The 17,918-nt window shown below is 55.6% G+C and carries 12 protein-coding genes, 3 tRNA genes and 3 rRNA genes; 9 read left to right on the top strand and 9 right to left on the bottom strand.

Annotated features, from left to right (window positions below):
- Positions 1–340: 340 nt before the first annotated feature.
- Together NQ519_RS04570 and NQ519_RS04565 are read right to left on the bottom strand one after the other, a co-directional pair.
- Positions 341–425 (bottom strand) — tRNA-Leu (locus NQ519_RS04570).
- Between the two features lie 69 nt (positions 426–494).
- Positions 495–1,109 carry a lipoprotein signal peptidase gene (locus NQ519_RS04565; RefSeq protein ID WP_019152342.1) on the bottom strand — a complete coding sequence of 205 codons (615 nt, stop codon included), beginning with the start codon at positions 1,107–1,109 and terminating at the stop codon, positions 495–497.
- Positions 1,110–1,328: 219 nt separating this feature from the next.
- On the opposite strand from NQ519_RS04565, the gene NQ519_RS04560 reads away from it, so the two are divergent.
- The 7 genes from NQ519_RS04560 to NQ519_RS04530 all read left to right on the top strand — a co-directional run bounded on the left by NQ519_RS04560 (position 1,329) and on the right by NQ519_RS04530 (position 9,992).
- A complete protein-coding gene (locus tag NQ519_RS04560) occupies positions 1,329–3,395 on the top strand; it encodes a S8 family serine peptidase (RefSeq protein WP_019152343.1) in 2,067 nt (688 codons plus the stop codon).
- A gap of 458 nt (positions 3,396–3,853) precedes the next feature.
- A 16S ribosomal RNA gene (locus NQ519_RS04555) occupies positions 3,854–5,381 on the top strand.
- Between the two features lie 103 nt (positions 5,382–5,484).
- A tRNA-Ile gene (locus NQ519_RS04550) sits at positions 5,485–5,558 on the top strand.
- A 16-nt stretch (positions 5,559–5,574) separates the two neighbouring features.
- Positions 5,575–5,648, top strand: a tRNA-Ala gene (locus NQ519_RS04545).
- Between the two features lie 92 nt (positions 5,649–5,740).
- Positions 5,741–8,613 (top strand): 23S ribosomal RNA (locus NQ519_RS04540).
- 105 nt (positions 8,614–8,718) lie between these two features.
- Positions 8,719–8,832: ribosomal RNA gene (rrf, locus tag NQ519_RS04535) — 5S ribosomal RNA — on the top strand.
- Together the 16S, 23S and 5S rRNA genes with 2 tRNA genes alongside form the textbook arrangement of a ribosomal RNA operon.
- A gap of 116 nt (positions 8,833–8,948) precedes the next feature.
- Positions 8,949–9,992 (top strand): endonuclease/exonuclease/phosphatase family protein, encoded by a 1,044-nt coding sequence (locus NQ519_RS04530; protein ID WP_019152374.1) that lies wholly within the window; start codon positions 8,949–8,951, stop codon positions 9,990–9,992.
- A 128-nt stretch (positions 9,993–10,120) separates the two neighbouring features.
- Here the strand turns inward: NQ519_RS04530 and NQ519_RS04525 are convergent, their stop codons facing one another.
- The 4 genes from NQ519_RS04525 to dapF all read right to left on the bottom strand — a co-directional run bounded on the left by NQ519_RS04525 (position 10,121) and on the right by dapF (position 12,228).
- The gene (locus tag NQ519_RS04525) at positions 10,121–10,324 is read right to left on the bottom strand and encodes a zinc ribbon domain-containing protein (RefSeq protein ID WP_227901169.1); all 204 of its coding nucleotides are present in this window, start codon (positions 10,322–10,324) and stop codon (positions 10,121–10,123) included.
- 62 nt (positions 10,325–10,386) lie between these two features.
- The gene (locus NQ519_RS04520) at positions 10,387–11,196 is read right to left on the bottom strand and encodes an alpha/beta fold hydrolase (protein ID WP_019152372.1); all 810 of its coding nucleotides are present in this window, start codon (positions 11,194–11,196) and stop codon (positions 10,387–10,389) included.
- Between the two features lie 11 nt (positions 11,197–11,207).
- Positions 11,208–11,402 carry a hypothetical protein gene (locus NQ519_RS04515; RefSeq protein WP_019152371.1) on the bottom strand — a complete coding sequence of 65 codons (195 nt, stop codon included), beginning with the start codon at positions 11,400–11,402 and terminating at the stop codon, positions 11,208–11,210.
- 19 nt (positions 11,403–11,421) lie between these two features.
- Positions 11,422–12,228 carry a diaminopimelate epimerase gene (gene dapF / locus NQ519_RS04510; RefSeq protein ID WP_019152370.1) on the bottom strand — a complete coding sequence of 269 codons (807 nt, stop codon included), beginning with the start codon at positions 12,226–12,228 and terminating at the stop codon, positions 11,422–11,424.
- A gap of 132 nt (positions 12,229–12,360) precedes the next feature.
- Here dapF and NQ519_RS04505 point away from each other — a divergent pair, with 132 nt between their 5' ends.
- Together NQ519_RS04505 and tamL are read left to right on the top strand one after the other, a co-directional pair.
- Complete coding sequence (locus NQ519_RS04505; protein ID WP_019152369.1) at positions 12,361–13,107, top strand: nitroreductase family protein; 747 nt, start codon at positions 12,361–12,363, stop codon at positions 13,105–13,107.
- Positions 13,108–13,111: 4 nt separating this feature from the next.
- Complete coding sequence (gene tamL, locus NQ519_RS04500) at positions 13,112–15,514, top strand: translocation and assembly module lipoprotein TamL (RefSeq protein ID WP_026076838.1); 2,403 nt, start codon at positions 13,112–13,114, stop codon at positions 15,512–15,514.
- A 156-nt stretch (positions 15,515–15,670) separates the two neighbouring features.
- On the opposite strand, the gene NQ519_RS04495 is transcribed toward tamL, so the two are convergent.
- From NQ519_RS04495 to NQ519_RS04485, 3 genes are all read right to left on the bottom strand, one after another.
- Positions 15,671–16,582 carry a helix-turn-helix domain-containing protein gene (locus tag NQ519_RS04495; protein WP_019152367.1) on the bottom strand — a complete coding sequence of 304 codons (912 nt, stop codon included), beginning with the start codon at positions 16,580–16,582 and terminating at the stop codon, positions 15,671–15,673.
- A gap of 199 nt (positions 16,583–16,781) precedes the next feature.
- Positions 16,782–17,324: an OmpH/Skp family outer membrane protein gene (locus tag NQ519_RS04490; protein ID WP_019152366.1), complete on the bottom strand. Its 543-nt coding sequence runs from the start codon at positions 17,322–17,324 to the stop codon at positions 16,782–16,784.
- A 27-nt stretch (positions 17,325–17,351) separates the two neighbouring features.
- Positions 17,352–17,861, bottom strand: a complete 510-nt coding sequence (locus tag NQ519_RS04485) for an OmpH/Skp family outer membrane protein (RefSeq protein WP_019152365.1) — start codon at positions 17,859–17,861, stop codon at positions 17,352–17,354.
- Positions 17,862–17,918: the final 57 nt, after the last annotated feature.

The raw sequence follows: 17,918 nt of genomic DNA, 5'->3' as shown, positions 1-17,918 counted from the left end.
GCTAATCGGTGTGCTGATTTGCCGAACTTGCGAAGTCCGGGTGATTCTATCATCCGGGCTTTTTGTTGGTATAGGTTGGGTGGAAGTTTATTAACTCTTTGTCGAATGATGTTGATTCTAACGACAAAATGAAGGGTGCTGTTTGCTGAAACAGTATATTTTCCCTATTTCATTTACCTCTATATGATGATCCTTTTTCGCAGAGTATGATATTTGCCTCTGAAGGATTGGTAAAATTCTCTTTCTATTGGTTAGCTGATTGTTCGAATTTTGAAAATGCGGACACGATGCGGACACGGAAAACGAAAAACCGCGTCGGACTTTCGTCTGACGCGGTTTCTGGTGCCCAGGACAGGAATCGAACCTGCACGCCTTGCGGCACACGCACCTGAAACGTGCGCGTCTACCTATTCCGCCACCTGGGCATTTCTGGAATTGCGGTGTGCAAAAGTAATACTTTTTTCTGAATCGACAACTCTTTTTTCGAAAAAAATCTACTTGCTGAAAAATTTGTACTGAAACAGAAGTAGATAGACTACGGCTACGGAAATGTAGGCGTCGGCCAGATTGAAGATGGCGCCGAAAAAGTAGTTGTTGCTGTCTACCAGGAAGCGCAGCAGGCGCGGCACGCCATTCCACTGGAACAGCGGAAAATAGAACATGTCAACCACCTTGCCCATCATGAATCCGGCGTAATGGCCCCCGAACTGCGCCACGGTGTAGGGCGTCGATTCGGAGAAGATCACTCCGTAGAAGGCGCTGTCGAGGATGTTGCCCATGGCTCCGGCGAAGATCAGCGCGAGACCCGCGATCACCCCCTTGGGCGTATCCTTGCGCTTGCAGGCGAGGTGGTACATCAGCCAGCCGATGAACCCGACCATCACGATCCGGAAGATGCCCAGCAGCAGCTTGCCCCAATCGAAGCCGCCGCGCGAGGCGATGTGCATGCCGAAGGCCGCGCCGTTGTTTTCGATGAACCGCAGCTGGAACCAGTCGGGCACGACCATGATCGATTCGTCGAGGTGCATGTGGGTCTTGACCCAGATTTTGAGAGCCTGGTCTGCGACGAGCAGCAACAGGATGAACAGCGATATTTTCTTGAAATTCATAATTACGTGGTATTCCGCGCCGTATGGATCGTTTATGCCGCCTCCGTGACCGAACGCTGACCGGGTTTTGCCGGGAACCGCCTTCCGGAGCCGGGGTTTGTCGTGGACAAAAGTAGTAAAAAATCTTATTTTTAACGGCTCCGGCTCGATTTTATCATCCGCGGGACTCGCTTTTGGCAGAAAAATTATACCTTTGAAATCTAAATATTTTGATGGATCATGAAGAGATTGCTACTCATCGGATGTCTGTTTGCGGCGTTTGCATGTACGAAAGAACCGGCGGAACTCTCCGGCGGCTCCGGCCCGAACCCTCCCCGGATCGTCGGGACCCCTACCTCCGAACTCGCCCTGAAAGGGGAGATCTCCATAAAGCTCACGCCCGAAATGGCGCAGGCTGTCGCGGTTGCGCAGGCGCAGCTGCCCGCCACCCGCAGCGGAGCCGTGACGCGATCGGGCGTCGGCACGATCGACGAGCTGCTGAATGAGATCGGCGCTGGGCGTTTCGAGCGCATCGTCGCCTACAATCCCGATTGGGAGGAGATTTACGACGAAACCGGCATGAACCGTTGGTACAGCGTTTCGTTCGACGAAAGTGTCGATCTCGGACAAATCGGCAGCCGTTTTGCCGCGCTGCCTGGCGTCGCTGTCGTGGAGTACCAGATCAATCCGAGATACATCCGCCCGATGAGCGTCGGCCCGGCCATTCCGGCTTCCGGGGACAATCTCTGCAAAATGGGCGGAACACGTGCCGCGGCGGCGATGAACGATCCTTTGCTGGAGTATCAGTGGCATTACGACAATCCGGGCCCGAATCGGCATTTCGATCAGCCGAAGGCGGGTGCCGACATCAATCTGCTCGATGCCTGGCAGCTCTGCACCGGCAGTGAGGATATTATCGTGGCGGTGATCGACGAGCCCGTGCAGACCGACCATCCCGACTTGAAGGCCAACATCTGGAGCAATCCGAAAAATTCGCAGGAACACGGCTTCAATTTCTGGGACAACTCCTCGGTGCTCGACTGGAAGACGCCCGCCAAGGAGGAGGACGGCACGGAGAGCTATGCCGATCACGGGACGCATGTGGCCGGTGTGATCGCCGCCGTGAACAACAACGGACGGGGCGTCTGCGGCATTGCCGGCGGCCGGAGCAATCAGGGCGGCGTGAAGATCATGTCCTGTCAGATCATGGGGAACAGCGAGGGGGCCAAAACCTCCAACAAGAACGTCAAGGCGTTCGAATATGCCTGGACCAACGGTGCGGTTATCGCCCAGAACAGCTGGGGGTATCTGCTGGAAGACAGCGACGGCAATCCGATACCTCCGGAGCAATTCGAAAAGGAGTGGAATCAGGGCTTCGGGTCGATGCGCGATGCGATCGACACGTTTATCCGGGGTGCGGCGGCCAAGAATCCGGATTCCCCGTTGCAGGGCGGACTGGTGATCTTTGCGGCCGGCAACGACGGCGATGTTTACGGGGACGCTGCGGTCTATCCGGCGGCTTACGGTCCGGTCATTGCCGTCGGTTCGATGGATTGGGGCTTCCGGCCCGCTTACTATACCGATTACGGTTCGTGGGTCGATATCACGGCTCCCGGCGGGGATGCCTATACAGCCCAAAGCGTTATCGACAAGAAATATTATACGAACGGGATGGTGATGAGCACCATTCTTTGCGACGATACGATGGATTATCAGGACGGCCGTAAAGACGACGATTATTGGTATGGATACGGCTTTATGCAGGGCACCTCGATGGCCTGCCCGCATGTCTCGGGCGTGGCGGCGCTGGGGCTTGCCTATGCGGCCCAGAACGGTAAGAAATATACGCCTTCCGAGTTCAAAGCGCTGCTGCTGAGTTCCGTTTACGGTATCGACGACTATTTTACGGGTTCAAAAAGGGGGGACGGTGTGATTGTTCCCGATCTCTCCGTTTATAAAAACAAGATGGGCGGCGGCTGTATCGACGCTCTGAAGCTGCTGCTTGCGATCAAAGGCACGCCGGCCATTTATGTGAAGACGGGCGAGGCTGCTACGGTCGATTTTGCCCGCTATTTCGGCGGCGACAAGAGTGTCGTGGCGCTGGAGTCGGCGAAATTTGCATCGCCCTCCAACCTGGGAATCGGCTCCTCGTCGGCTGTTTTCAACGGAACGAAGATCACGTTCGAGTGCTCCAAGACGGGAACTTCGCTGCTTACGATCACCGCCAAAGCCGGCGATACGACGATCGAGCGGGAGTTCGCCATCGTTTCGCGGCCCAGCCTGGCCGGGAACGGCGGTTGGCTCTGAGAAGGGGCGCACGTGCGGCATACTTGCGGCGGGTCTTTCGGGACCTGCCGTTTTTGTTTATTAATATATAGGTATAGAGGGCATTTTCGGATAAAATGAACGATTTTTCAAAAAAAATATGCGGATTTATTTGCAGGTTCGAAAAAAGTCGCTACCTTTGCATCCGCGTTTGAGAAATAACGGTTCTTACAAAGGTTGAAAGTTTACAATAAAGGAGCTGAAAGCCGCGTAGAATCAGGAAATTTCAAAAGATGCAAAAGTTCTTGAAAAAAGATTTGCAGGATTAAAAAAGATGACTTATCTTTGCAGTCCTTTCGCACTATAAAATGCGAGACTTTTTCCAAAAGGTTCTTTGAATTACTGATTTTATTTTGAGAGAAAAATTGTAGTATTTATCTGTCAATTTCCTTTTAAGGATAAACGAATAGTCAGGACTCTAACAATACATTAATTTTTATACAATGGAGAGTTTGATCCTGGCTCAGGATGAACGCTAGCGGCAGGCCTAACACATGCAAGTCGAGGGGCAGCGGGATTGAAGCTTGCTTCAATTGCCGGCGACCGGCGCACGGGTGCGTAACGCGTATGCAACCTACCCATAACAGGGGGATAACACTGAGAAATCGGTACTAATATCCCATAACATCATGAGGGGCATCCCTTATGGTTGAAAACTCCGGTGGTTATGGATGGGCATGCGTTGTATTAGCTGGTTGGTGAGGTAACGGCTCACCAAGGCGACGATACATAGGGGGACTGAGAGGTTAACCCCCCACATTGGTACTGAGACACGGACCAAACTCCTACGGGAGGCAGCAGTGAGGAATATTGGTCAATGGACGCAAGTCTGAACCAGCCATGCCGCGTGCAGGATGACGGCTCTATGAGTTGTAAACTGCTTTTGTACGAGGGTAAACCCGGATACGTGTATCCGGCTGAAAGTATCGTACGAATAAGGATCGGCTAACTCCGTGCCAGCAGCCGCGGTAATACGGAGGATTCAAGCGTTATCCGGATTTATTGGGTTTAAAGGGTGCGTAGGCGGTTTGATAAGTTAGAGGTGAAATACCGGTGCTTAACACCGGAACTGCCTCTAATACTGTTGAGCTAGAGAGTAGTTGCGGTAGGCGGAATGTATGGTGTAGCGGTGAAATGCTTAGAGATCATACAGAACACCGATTGCGAAGGCAGCTTACCAAACTATATCTGACGTTGAGGCACGAAAGCGTGGGGAGCAAACAGGATTAGATACCCTGGTAGTCCACGCAGTAAACGATGATAACTCGCTGTCGGCGATACACAGTCGGTGGCTAAGCGAAAGCGATAAGTTATCCACCTGGGGAGTACGTTCGCAAGAATGAAACTCAAAGGAATTGACGGGGGCCCGCACAAGCGGAGGAACATGTGGTTTAATTCGATGATACGCGAGGAACCTTACCCGGGCTTGAAAGTTACTGACGATTCTGGAAACAGGATTTCCCTTCGGGGCAGGAAACTAGGTGCTGCATGGTTGTCGTCAGCTCGTGCCGTGAGGTGTCGGGTTAAGTCCCATAACGAGCGCAACCCCTACCGTTAGTTGCCATCAGGTCAAGCTGGGCACTCTGGCGGGACTGCCGGTGTAAGCCGAGAGGAAGGTGGGGATGACGTCAAATCAGCACGGCCCTTACGTCCGGGGCTACACACGTGTTACAATGGTAGGTACAGAGGGCAGCTACCCAGTGATGGGATGCGAATCTCGAAAGCCTATCTCAGTTCGGATTGGAGGCTGAAACCCGCCTCCATGAAGTTGGATTCGCTAGTAATCGCGCATCAGCCATGGCGCGGTGAATACGTTCCCGGGCCTTGTACACACCGCCCGTCAAGCCATGGAAGCTGGGGGTGCCTGAAGTTCGTGACCGCAAGGAGCGACCTAGGGCAAAACCGGTGACTGGGGCTAAGTCGTAACAAGGTAGCCGTACCGGAAGGTGCGGCTGGAACACCTCCTTTCTGGAGAGTGCGACTATTTCGTAGACAGATTGATCTGCGATTTTCTCTCGAAATAATCAGTAATTTTTAATGTTATACTCGAGTGGGGTTTTCCCGCGGATACAGTCCCGTAGCTCAGTTGGTTAGAGCACTACACTGATAATGTAGGGGTCTGCGGTTCAAGTCCGCACGGGACTACACCGATGCAACACTCGGGGGATTAGCTCAGTTGGCTAGAGCACCTGCTTTGCAAGCAGGGGGTCAAGGGTTCGACTCCCTTATCCTCCACTCATGAATCGAAAGATTCGACGTACATTGACATATTTGAGGAGATGAGATAGAGTTCCGACACGGAATCAATAGGCCGTGTTGGAAGTTGTAAGAAAGTAAATAAGGGCGTATGGGGAATGCCTAGGCTCTTGGAGGCGAAGAAAGACGTGGTAAGCTGCGAAAAGCTCCGGGGATTTGCAAACAAGATTTGATCCGGAGATTTCTGAATGGGACAACCCGCCGGGTAGAAGACCCGGCATCCGGCAACGGAGGCCAACCCTCTGAACTGAAACATCTTAGTAGGAGGAGGAAAAGAAAGAAACATCGATTTCCTAAGTAGCGGCGAGCGAACGGGAAGCAGCCTAAACCGGTTTTGTTACGGCAAAGCCGGGGTTGTAGGACTGCAATATTCAATTGACAATGAACTGGAACGTTCTGGAAAGTTCGTCCATAGAGGGTGAAAGACCCGTACAGGTAAGTATGTCATGCGATAGCAGTATCCTGAGTAGGGCGGGACACGAGGAATCCTGTCTGAATCCGCCGGGACCACCCGGTAAGGCTAAATACTCCCAAGAGACCGATAGTGAACCAGTACCGTGAGGGAAAGGTGAAAAGAACCCCGAACAGGGGAGTGAAATAGAACCTGAAACCATACGCTTACAACCGGTCGGAGCGGCTTCGTGCCGTGACGGCGTGCCTATTGAATAATGAGCCTACGAGTTACTAATCACTGGCGAGGTTAAGTGCATGAATGCACGGAGCCGAAGCGAAAGCGAGTCTGAACAGGGCGGCCAGTCAGTGGTTGTAGACGCGAAACCTTGCGATCTACCCTTGAGCAGGTTGAAGGTTGGGTAAAACCAACTGGAGGACCGAACGAATAAGCGTTGAAAAGCTTCTCGATGACTTGAGGGTAGGGGTGAAAGGCTAATCAAGCTGGGAAATAGCTCGTACTCCCCGAAATGCCTTTAGGGGCAGCGTTGTAATTGAGAGTCTACTGGAGGTAGAGCTACTGATTGGATGCGGGGGCTTCACCGCCTACCAAATCCTGACAAACTCCGAATGCCAGTAGTATGATTTACAGCAGTGAGCGACCGGGTGCTAATGTCCGGTTACGAGAGTGGAACAACACAGACCAGCAACTAAGGTCCCGAAGAGTATACTAAGTTGATCTAACGATGTTTTGCTGCAGAGACAGCTAGGATGTTAGCTTGGAAGCAGCTATTCATTCAAAGAGTGCGTAACAGCTCACTAGTCGAGCGGCAAAGCGTGGATAATAAACGGGCATCAAGTATACCACCGAAGTTCTGGGCACGAGAGTGCGGTAGGGGAGCATTCCATTGACGTCGAAGCCCTTCCGTGAGGATAGGTGGAGTTTATGGAAAAGCAAATGTAGGCATGAGTAACGATAATGCGGGAGAGTAACCCGCACACCGCAAGACCAAGGTTTCCTGATCAACGCTAATCGGATCAGGGTTAGTCGGGTCCTAAGGGTAAGCCGAACGGTGATCTCGATGGACAATCGGTTAATATTCCGATACTGACATATGCCTCGATGGAGAGACGAAGGAACGTAAGTGACGCCGCCTGACGGAATAGGCGGTTAAAGGGCGTAGGTATAGGGACAGATTAAGAGTTAGTCCTTGCTGAAACCTGACAGTACGGAGCGGCTACGGCCAATCCGATAGTTCACCCAAGTCGACTTCCGAGAAAATCTTCTAAGTTTAAGCATATGTCACCCGTACCGTAAACCGACACAGGTGGTCGAGGAGAGTATCCTAAGGTGCTCGAGTGAATCACGGTTAAGGAACTAGGCAAATTAACCCCGTAACTTCGGGAAAAGGGGTCCCTACGCGAGTAGGGCGCAGCGAAGAGGTCCAGGCGACTGTTTATCAAAAACACAGGGCTCTGCAAATTCGAAAGAAGACGTATAGGGCCTGACACCTGCCCGGTGCTGGAAGGTTAAGAGGGGATGTCATCGCAAGAGAAGCATTGAATCGAAGCCCCAGTAAACGGCGGCCGTAACTATAACGGTCCTAAGGTAGCGAAATTCCTTGTCGGGTAAGTTCCGACCTGCACGAATGGTGTAACGATCTGGACACTGTCTCAACCGTGAGCTCGGTGAAATTGTAGTCCCGGTGATGATGCCGGGTACCCGCAACGGGACGAAAAGACCCCGTGAACCTTTACTATAGCTTAACGCTGAATTTGGGTACACAATGTGTAGGATAGGCCGGAGACTGTGAATCGGGCACGCCAGTGTTCGTGGAGTCAACGTTGAAATACGGCCCTTTGTGTACTTGGATTCTAACCCTGCGAAGGGGACACCGTTTGGTGGGTAGTTTGACTGGGGTGGTCGCCTCCAAAAGCGTAACGGAGGCTTCCCAAGGTACCCTCAGCACGAATGGTAACCGTGCGCAGAGTGCAATAGCATAAGGGTGCTTGACTGTGAGACCAACAAGTCGACCAGGTGCGAAAGCAGGGTATAGTGATCCGGTGGTTCTGTGTGGACTGGCCATCGCTCAAAGGATAAAAGGTACTCCGGGGATAACAGGCTGATCGCCGCCAAGAGCTCATATCGACGCGGCGGTTTGGCACCTCGATGTCGGCTCGTCACATCCTGGGGCTGGAGAAGGTCCCAAGGGTTCGGCTGTTCGCCGATTAAAGTGGCACGCGAGCTGGGTTCAGAACGTCGTGAGACAGTTCGGTCTCTATCTGTTGCGGGCGTAGGAAGATTGAGGGGTCCTGACTTTAGTACGAGAGGACCGAGTTGGACGAACCTCCGGTGTATCGGTTATGCTGCCAAGTGTACCGCCGAGTAGCCGCGTTCGGTTTGGATAAGCGCTGAAAGCATCTAAGCGCGAAGCCATCCCCAAGATAAGTCTTCCCTTGAGGGGCGTAGGAGACGACTACGTTGATAGGCTGCAGGTGTAAAGACAGTAATGTCAAAGCCGAGCAGTACTAATTACCCGAACGGCTTTCTTACAGCAATTCTTTATCTCATTTCCGTGATATGTCAACTCTTACCGGGTGCGACGGGTTATATCGAAAGGTATTCGCACGGCTTCGATACATTGAAGCACAGGTTCTTTTAGGTGGTTATAGCAGTGAGGTCCCACCTCTTCCCATTCCGAACAGAGAAGTTAAGCTCACTAACGCCGATGGTACTGCGGTTTTCCCGTGGGAGAGTAGGTAGCCGCCTCTTCAAGCCGGTCCCTGATAAAGGGGCCGGCTTTCTTGTTTTCTTATCGGGAAGGGGGGGGGAGACGGACGAAGACTCCGGCATGTCCGGAGAGGATTTACAAAAAGATGAATTTGGTTATGATGCGCAATCTGATTCTTTTCCTGCTGTTAGGCTGTATCGGCTGCGTCAGCGGAAAATCTTGCGAACTGCGGGTGTTTCAACTCAACATCTGGGGCGACGCTACGGTCGTGCCGGGGGCTTTCGATGCCCTGACTGATGAGATCGTCCGCCTCGATGCGCATATTGTCGCTTTGTGTGAAGTCAACAACCATCATGGGGTTACTTCCGAACGGTTGGTCGAAGCGTTGAAACGGCGGGGACAGACGTGGTACGGAGCTTCGGGACGTTGTACCGGGGTACAGGGAACCGATGTCTGTGTGTTGTCGAAATATCCGATCAAAGAGGTCGTAACGGGGCTATCCACGGTTCCGGGCGGTGTCGATATGAAGGTGCGCATAGATGTCGGGGGCCGCGACGTACTGCTCTATCCGGCCCATTTGGACTATACGCATTACGCCTGCTACCTGCCGCGCGGTTATGACGGCGTTACGTGGAAGAAATTGTCGGCTCCGGACGGCAATCCGGAGGCTGTTTTGCGGATGAACCGTGCGTCTACACGCGACGAAGCCGTCGCGGCGTTTCTCGAAGAGGTTGCCCGCGAGCGGGCCGACCTGATCCTGCTCGCCGGGGATTTCAACGAGCCGTCGCACCTGGACTGGACCGATGCGACGTGCGGAATGTGGGATCACAACGGTTGCGTCGTTCCCTGGGACTGCTCCGTGCGGCTCTATGACGCCGGATTCCGCGACGTGTACCGGGTGCTTCATCCCGATCCGGCGACGCATCCGGGCTTCACCTATCCCGCTGACAATCCGGCGACGGCGGTCGAAAAACTGACATGGGCTCCCGATGCCGACGAGCGGGACCGCATCGACTTCATCTATTACCTGCCGGGCGGGGTTTTCGTGCCGAAGCGAGTCGAGGTCGTGGGGCCGTCGTCGTCGATCGTGCGGAGCGAGCGGGTTCGCGAGATGGGCGAAGATGCGTTCATCGAACCGCTCGGCGTCTGGCCTACGGATCATAAGGGCGTGTTGGCGACTTTCGCACTTGGCGGGGAATAAATTTTCTTCGGGCTTATAGCGGTAATATCCCGCCGTGGCGATCATTGCAGCGTTGTGTCGTGAATTTGAACTTCGGAAGAGAGGTTTTCCGGCCCTGACAGCTTGGATGGACTGCTGATGTGGACAAGTCAGAATCTCCCCGCAGCGGTGCGTGTCGTCCGGCGTGAACACGGATTGATGATCTCGGAACGCTGCATGGAATTATGCTCCGAGCCGATTTCGAGCGCCTTGCCCTTTCTTTTGATCGTTTCGGAGCTGGGACTTCCGTCGGTTTCGGCGCCGAAATGTTCCGGGGTTGTCATAGGCATGCCGCAGCTTTGGCAGAAAATCATCTTTTCGGGTGTCATATTCTATGCTGTTTCCGGCTGCGTTGGGGACGTATAAATCGGCTTTCTCAAGACCGTTTTTCCGCCCGGACGAATCCGAGGATCGCTTGCGCTGCGGCCTTGGGCTCTTCGAGGAAGCCCATGTGGCCCGAATTTTCGAGCCATACGACTTGCGCTTCGGGATGTTCGGCAACCATTTTCTCGGCGGCTTCGACCGGGATGTAGCCGTCCTTGCGGCCGAGGATGAACAGCACGGGGACTTTCGTTTCGCGCAGCATTGCGTTGCGGTCTTTGCGGGCGATCATCCCGTTCAGCAGGGCGACGATCCCTTCGTCTTCGGTGACGAAAACCTGTTCGGTGAGATCTTCGATATAGTCTTTCATCCGGGGGCGGTTCTCTTCGGCAAAGCCCGCTTCGGGAGCCACACGGGCCAGCAGCTCCTTTTTGCCGGCCTTCACGAGCGCGATTTCGCGGCGGCGGTTTTCGGCCTTCTCCGGAGTGTCGGCATTGGGCGTCGAGCTGAGCAGCACCAGGCCGTCGAGCATCTCGGGATGACGTTCGCAGAAAGCCAGCGCGACGTAGCCGCCCATCGAGTGTCCCACGAGCGTGCAGCGTTCGATCCCCAGCTCCCGAAGCCCGTCGGCCACGGTGTCGGCCAGAAACTCCATCGGATGCTCCTCGCCCGCGACGACCGAGATGCCGTGACCGGGCAGGTCCAACGTAACCACCCGCACTTCCTTGTAGAGGAATGGGATGAAATCTTCCCATACGAGCATGGATTCGAGATAGCCGTGCAGCAATACGACGCATCGGTCTCCCTGCTGGGAATCGCAGACGTGCAGGGCCGTGGGGCCTGCCATAATGAATTTGTCGATCATGGGATTCGCGTTTATTCCTCCTCTTCGTCGAAGTAGTCGAGCGCCGATTCGCGTTTGACGTAGGGTGTGTAGGCTTCGTCGTCGTCCTCGTCGAGCGTGCTGTAAAGCGAGTGGCGCTCCTTGCCGCTCTTGCGCATCGGTTCGAGGCGTTTGGCTTTCCGAAGTTCGTCCGCCTCGTGTTCGCGGATTCCCTTTACTGTTTTCATGGGGAAAAACTTGGTTTGTTTAGAAATTTTCGCTGTCGAACACCCCTCCGAAGACTCGGCGTGCCGGTCCGGTCAGTCGGATGTCCGTGTAGGTCTGTGTTCCCGGTTCATGCGAAAACCGTACCGCAAGTTCTCCTCCGGGGACCGAAACCGCATAGCGGACGGTCCGGGGCTGGAGGGCGAAATTGGCGACGATGGCGGCTGCCGTGGCTCCCGTTCCGCAGGCGAGCGTCTCGTTTTCCACGCCGCGTTCGTAGGTGCGCACGCGGATCGTGCCGTCGCCCGTGACCTGCACGAAATTGACGTTCGTGCCCTGCGGGAAGCGGGCCGTGTCGCGGCGGATGATGCGGCCGCGGCCGATGACATCTGTCGCGGCGAGGTCATCGACGAACTCTACGTAGTGGGGCACTCCCGTGTTGAGAAACCACCAGCCGTCGCCCGTGCGGATCTCCCGGACGGCGGTCATTCCCAGCTCGATTTCGCCTGCGGGGCCTTTCGAGCGGCGGATTCGGGCGGTATGGAGTCCGTCCGCGGCGTCGAAATATTTGGTTTCGCCGCCGATGCCGAGGTGCTCGGCGAACAGCGCGAAGCAGCGGGCGCCGTTGCCGCACATCTCGCCTTCCGACCCGTCGGCGTTGTAGTAACGCATCGAGCAGTCGATCTCGGCGCTGCGCGCGAGGGTCATCACTCCGTCGGCGCCGATGCCGAAATGGCGGTCGCACAGGCGGGCGATCGCCTCCGCCTCGGGCGTGAAGACGCCGTCGCGGTTGTCGATCAGGATGAAGTCGTTGCCCGCACCCTCGTATTTCGTGAATTCCGTCCTCATTTCGGGGAGTTATGTATTCGCAAAAATAGTAAAACTTCTAAAAGTTTTGCTAATTTTGTGAAAAATATCCGCGGAGCTGCCCGCCGGCACGCGGGTTATGTCATTTTCACACCGGTTCAAATTATTTTCGTTATGAAAAGTGTGCTTTTCAAGCATCGTTCGATACGCAAGTTCCTGCCGACGCCCATTCCCGAGGAGCTTTTGCAAGAGTGTCTCGAAGCTGCCTCGCGTGCCTCGACCTGCGGCAACATGCAGCTCTATTCGCTGGTGGTGACCCGCGACCGGGCGCTGCGCGAGCGGCTCGCTCCGTGCCATTTCAATCAGCCGATGGTCTGCGAGGCTCCGTGCGTGGTGACCGTCTGCGCCGACGTGCACCGCTTCACGATGTGGTGCGAGCAGCGCGACGCCGATCCCGCCTACGACAATTTCGCCTGGTTCCTGAACGCTTCGACCGACGCCCTGCTGGCGGCGCAGAACCTCTGCGTCGAGGCCGAGATGCACGGACTGGGCATCTGCTACCTCGGCACGACGATCTACACCGCGGGCGACATTTCGCGGATTCTGGAGCTTCCGAAGGGGGTTATTCCCGTCACGACCGTCGTCATGGGCTATCCCGACGAATCGCCCGCACTGACCGACCGCCTGCCGCTGGAAGCCGTGGTCCACTACGAAAAGTACACCGACTATACCGCTGCCGAGATCGACGAGCTGTGGGCCGAACGCGAGGAGTCGGATCTCACGAAGCGCCTGTTGGAGGAGAACGGATTGCCGAATCTGGCGAAGATCTTCACCGAGCGCCGCTACGTGCGCAAGGACAACCTCGCCATTTCGAAATCCTATTTCGCCCTGCTGAAAGAGAAGGGATTCTTCAACAACTGACGTTGTGCGCAGGGTGTGCCGCATATTCGCCGCCGCGGCGCTGGGCCTTCTCGGTCCGGCTTGCAGCGTCACGCGGCACATTCCCGAAGGGCAGTACCTCGTGCAGCGGGTGAAGATCGAGGACGACGAATCGACGCCCCGCAGGGACCGTATCACGGCCTCCGATTTGGAGAAATACGTGCGTCAGACTCCCAACAAGCGCTTCCTCGGAACCAATTTTTATGTCTGGCTGTACGAACAGGCCGATCCGGCGAAAGACAACCGCTGGAATAACTGGAAGCGCAAGATCGGGCAGGCGCCCGTGCTGCTGGAAACGGGGCTGACGGAGAAGAGCGCCGAGAACCTGAAAGTCTATATGGACTCGAAGGGGTTTTTCGACTCGCGGGCTTCGTTCGAGGTCGATACCACGTCGCGCCGCAAGCGCGCCCGGATCACCTACCGCACGTATCAGGGCGAACCCTACCGCATCGACTCGATCTCCTACGAATTCCAGGACGAGTTCCTCGAACAGATCGTGCTGCCCGATACGGCGCGCACGCTGCTCCGCCGGGGGGACATCTACGATGTCACGGTGCTCGACGCCGAGCGGGAGCGCATCACCTCCTACCTCAAGGAACGGGGGTACTACAATTTTTCGGTCAATAACATCATGTTCTGGGCCGACACGCTGGGCGGCAACCGCGAGGTCGATCTGCGCGTGGTCGTCAAGCAGTATCTCACCGGTTACAACGCACGCGGGCAGGCCGTCATGGACAACAACATGGTCTACCGCATCGACCGGATCAACATCTTTCCGGACTACGATCCGACCGTCGCGCGGACCGACACCACGCTGGTCTCGCGCCTCGATACGCTCTATTACCGGGGTCTGAACATCATCTACGAGAAGCGTCCCAATCTGCGCCCGTCGGTGCTCCGGCAGGCCGTGCCGCTCTATCCCAACTATGTCTACAACTCGGCGCAGGTCAACCGCGCCTACTCCGACCTGATGGCCCTCGGGTATTTCAAAAGCGCCCGGATCGCCTTCGAGGAGCAGGCCCGGCAGGCGGACGATGCCGACAACTATGTCTCCTTCATCGGTGCGACGGCCGATTCGACCCGGACACTCTACACCCGCGAGGGGTACCTCACGTGCAACATCCTCTGCACGCCGACGCTCAAACAGAGCGTCAAGGTCGATCTCGAGGGGAGCACCACGTCGAGTTTCTACGGGCTGAAAGCCACCCTCGGCTATCAGAACCGCAACATCTTCCGCGGGGCTGAGTCGTTCGACATCTCCTTCACGGCGGGCTACGAGTTTATGAAGGCCCCCGATGCCAAGAAGAAGCGGGCCACGGAGTTCGGCGTCACCACGGGCCTCACGTTCCCGCGCTTCCTGCTGCCGGGGCGTTTCCGCTCGGTGAACCAGCCCCGGACCAAGATCGAACTGTCGGTCAATTTCCAGGACCGTCCCTATTACCGCCGCACGCTTTCCAGCGCCGGCATCACCTACATGTGGACCAACGACCGTTATTCGTCGTTCTCGCTGCGGCCGATCGACATCAACGTGGTCGATGTGAACGACCTCGACGCCTCGTTCCTGATGGTCAACAACTCCGGTCCCGACGGCGAGCCGCAGCTCACCCAGAACCGCTACCTGCTCGAAAGTTTCACGACGCAGTTCATCGGCGGCCTTTCGTTCGGTTACAGTTACAACAACCAGCGCAAGAATCTCGGAGGCAACGCCACGAATATCCGTTTCAACGCCGAGACCGCCGGCAACCTGATCGACGCCGTCGAACACATGTTCTTCTCCCCGGCCCGGGACAAGGACTACTATTCGATCTTCGGCATCCGTTATTCGCAGTATTTCCGTTCGGACCTGAGCGTCAGCCGGAAAATCATGCTGGGCGACGTGACGGCGCTCGTCGGGCGCCTCTACGGAGGCGTGGCGATGGCCTACGGCAACTCCTCCTCCGTGCCGTTCGACCGCCAGTTCTACTGCGGCGGCAGCAACGGCATGCGCGGCTGGACGCCCCGCACCCTCGGACAGGGATCGGTGCCCGACCCCCGCAACGACTATCCGGTGCAGACCGGCGACGTGAAGCTGGAGGCCAACCTCGAACTGCGCTTCCCGGTCTGGGGGATCATCCACGGGGCGACCTTCTTCGATTTGGGCAATATCTGGTACATCCGGGAGAATCCGAAGGAGTATTCGGACGATGCGGTCTTCCGCTTCGATCGGTTCTACAAACAGTTGGGATTCAACACGGGACTGGGCCTGCGCTTCGACATCAAATTCGCCGTGCTGCGCCTCGACTGGGGCATCCAGCTCCATAATCCCAACAATCCCGCCGGCGAGCGGTGGATTCACAATTTCCGCTGGAAGAATACGGCGCTGAACTTCGGCGTCGGCTATCCGTTCTGATGTTTTCGATGATTGCGGCGCTCCTGCCGTGCATCGCTCGAATCCCCGGACGGCAGTACCGAAGTACGTCCCGTCCGGGGATTCGAGCGATGCACGACAGCCGCACCGCACTGATCGAAAGCCCGGTTTCGGCCTCTTCTGAAACCGGGCCTTTCGCTATTGCTTGGCCTTGTACTGCGACGGCGACATGCCCGTATTGCGCTTGAAATAGCTGCCGAAGAACGACTGGTTGGGGAAATTGAGGTAATAGGCGATCTCCTGGACACTCATGTTCGAGTATTTGAGCAGCGTTTTGGCTTCGAGGATGACGTAGCTGTCGATCCATTCCGACACCGATTTGCCGCTGATGCGTTTGATGAGCGTCGTGAGGTATTTGGGCGTGATGCAGAGCTGCCGGGCGTAGTAACCCACGCTGCGTTCGCGCGTGTAGTGTTCGCCGAGCAGCTCGGTGAACTGCTTGAAATACTCCTCGGCCCGGTTGTGCACGGGATTGTCCATCTCGGGATGCTTCTCCATGTAGTGAGTCAGGATGTCGCCGACCTTATAAATCGTCGCCGCGATCAGTCCGCTGACGATCTCGATCGCAAAATCGGTTTCGGGACCTTCGAGTTCCTGTTCGACCATCGAGATGAAGCTGCGCAGCGACTGGCATTCGGCGTGGGTGAGCTCCATGCAGTGACGCGATCCGAATTGCAGGAAGAGCGGCATCAGGTGTTTGGTGTCGATGTTGATGCGGCGCAGGAAGTCCGGCGAGATGACGAGGACATGCGCCTTGAAGCTGTTGTTGGACTGTATTTGCAGGATATGCTTCGGTCCGACGATGAAGAGCGAGTCCTTTTTCAGCCGGTATTCTTTCAGGTTGGAGGTGAAGGTCGTTTCGCCTTCGGTTCCCACGCCGATGACGAAAGCGTCGAGGCGTCCCGGAAACCGGAATACCTCCATTTGCGCGGCGCTGCTGGTGGCGATGCATTCCCCCAGCGGGCCGGGGCGTTTCTCGCCGCCGGACATGGCGATCAGCTTGCTGAGGGTGAAGCTGGTGATCGGAGTTTCTGCGTCTTTGCTGTTCATAGTTTCACTCGATTTCCGACAAATATAGTAATAAAATCATTCCGCATGGTTCATATGGTTCGATTATCCGTCTTTTCGATCACCTCGGGCGTGTTTTTGAACGATGGCGCATGAAAAAGGAGCGCCGGTCGCTGTCGGCCGGCACTCCTAAGGCAGGTAAAATTGTTCGGATTCTGCGGAATCGCTCCGTAGGGCGTTTTTATTTGGCTGCGGGGGCTGCTGCGGGAGCGTCGGTGATGCCGAGCTCTTTCTTCACCTGGGGGGCGATGTCGGTCAGCGTCGCCTCGTCGAAATAGGCCAGCGAGCCGGTCGAGGTGTCGAATACGACCGTATAGGCATTTGCGGCCGAAACCTTGTCGATAGCCGCCTTAGCCTTCTCGATGATCGGGCCGAGCAGTTCGTTCTGTTTTTTCTGATAGTCCTGCTGTGCGCGCTCCTGGAATTCGCGGGTGCGGTTCTGCATGTCCTGCAACTCCTTCTCCTTCATCTCCTTGATGGCATCGCTGAAGGTGTTGTAGTTCTTTTGGAAATCCTGCAATTTGGTGTTGAACTCGACGTTCATCGTTTCGATGTTGTCTTGCAGCTCCTTGGCGTAGGTCTCCATGTTTTCCTGCATGGTCTTGGTTTCGGGCATCGCCATGATGATCTCCTGGGTGTTGATGCGGCCGAATTTCTGAGCGAAAAGCGACGTGGAGCCCATAACCAGCGCAACAGCGAGGGTCAGTTTGATTGCTTTTTTCATACGAATTTATCAGTTAATGTTTTGATGTCATTTCTTTTTCAGGGCGTCGATCACCTGCTGCGTCCGCTCGACCGCGGGGTTGTTGTAGAGCAGCGTGGGATTGTTCGCCGAATCGAACACCAGGTCGGCCCCGACCTGCTTGGCGTAGGCTTCGATGGCCGCGAAGACCTGCTTCTGGATCGGAGAGATCATCTCGACCCGTTTTTTCATCAGCGTGCCTTCCTGTCCGAACAGGCTCTCCTGATACTCCTGGGCCTCCTTTTCTTTTTGGAGGATGGCGTTTTCACGCACCTGACGCGCTGCGGCCGAAAGCGATGTTTTCTGAACCTGATAGTTGTTGTAGAGCGTCTCGACCTCGTTGAACTTGGTATCCACCTGCGTCTGGTACTGTTTGGCGAGTTTGTCCAGATCGGATATGGCCGTGTTGTAGGCGTCGATCGACTTGAAGACTTTTTCGCTGTTGACGATTATGTAGTTTTGGGCCGCGAGGGTTCCTGCCGTCAGAATGAATGCCGCGATTAAAATCAGCCGTTTCATAATCCTGTTATTTTAAGTTAATATTCAGCCGGTTTCCCGGGTTCGTGCTGTAAATAT

This window comes from Alistipes senegalensis JC50 (assembly GCF_025145645.1).
Taxonomy (GTDB): domain Bacteria; phylum Bacteroidota; class Bacteroidia; order Bacteroidales; family Rikenellaceae; genus Alistipes; species Alistipes senegalensis.
Note: the sequence above shows the minus strand (reverse complement) of the source record. Positions and strands in the feature narration are given on the sequence as shown.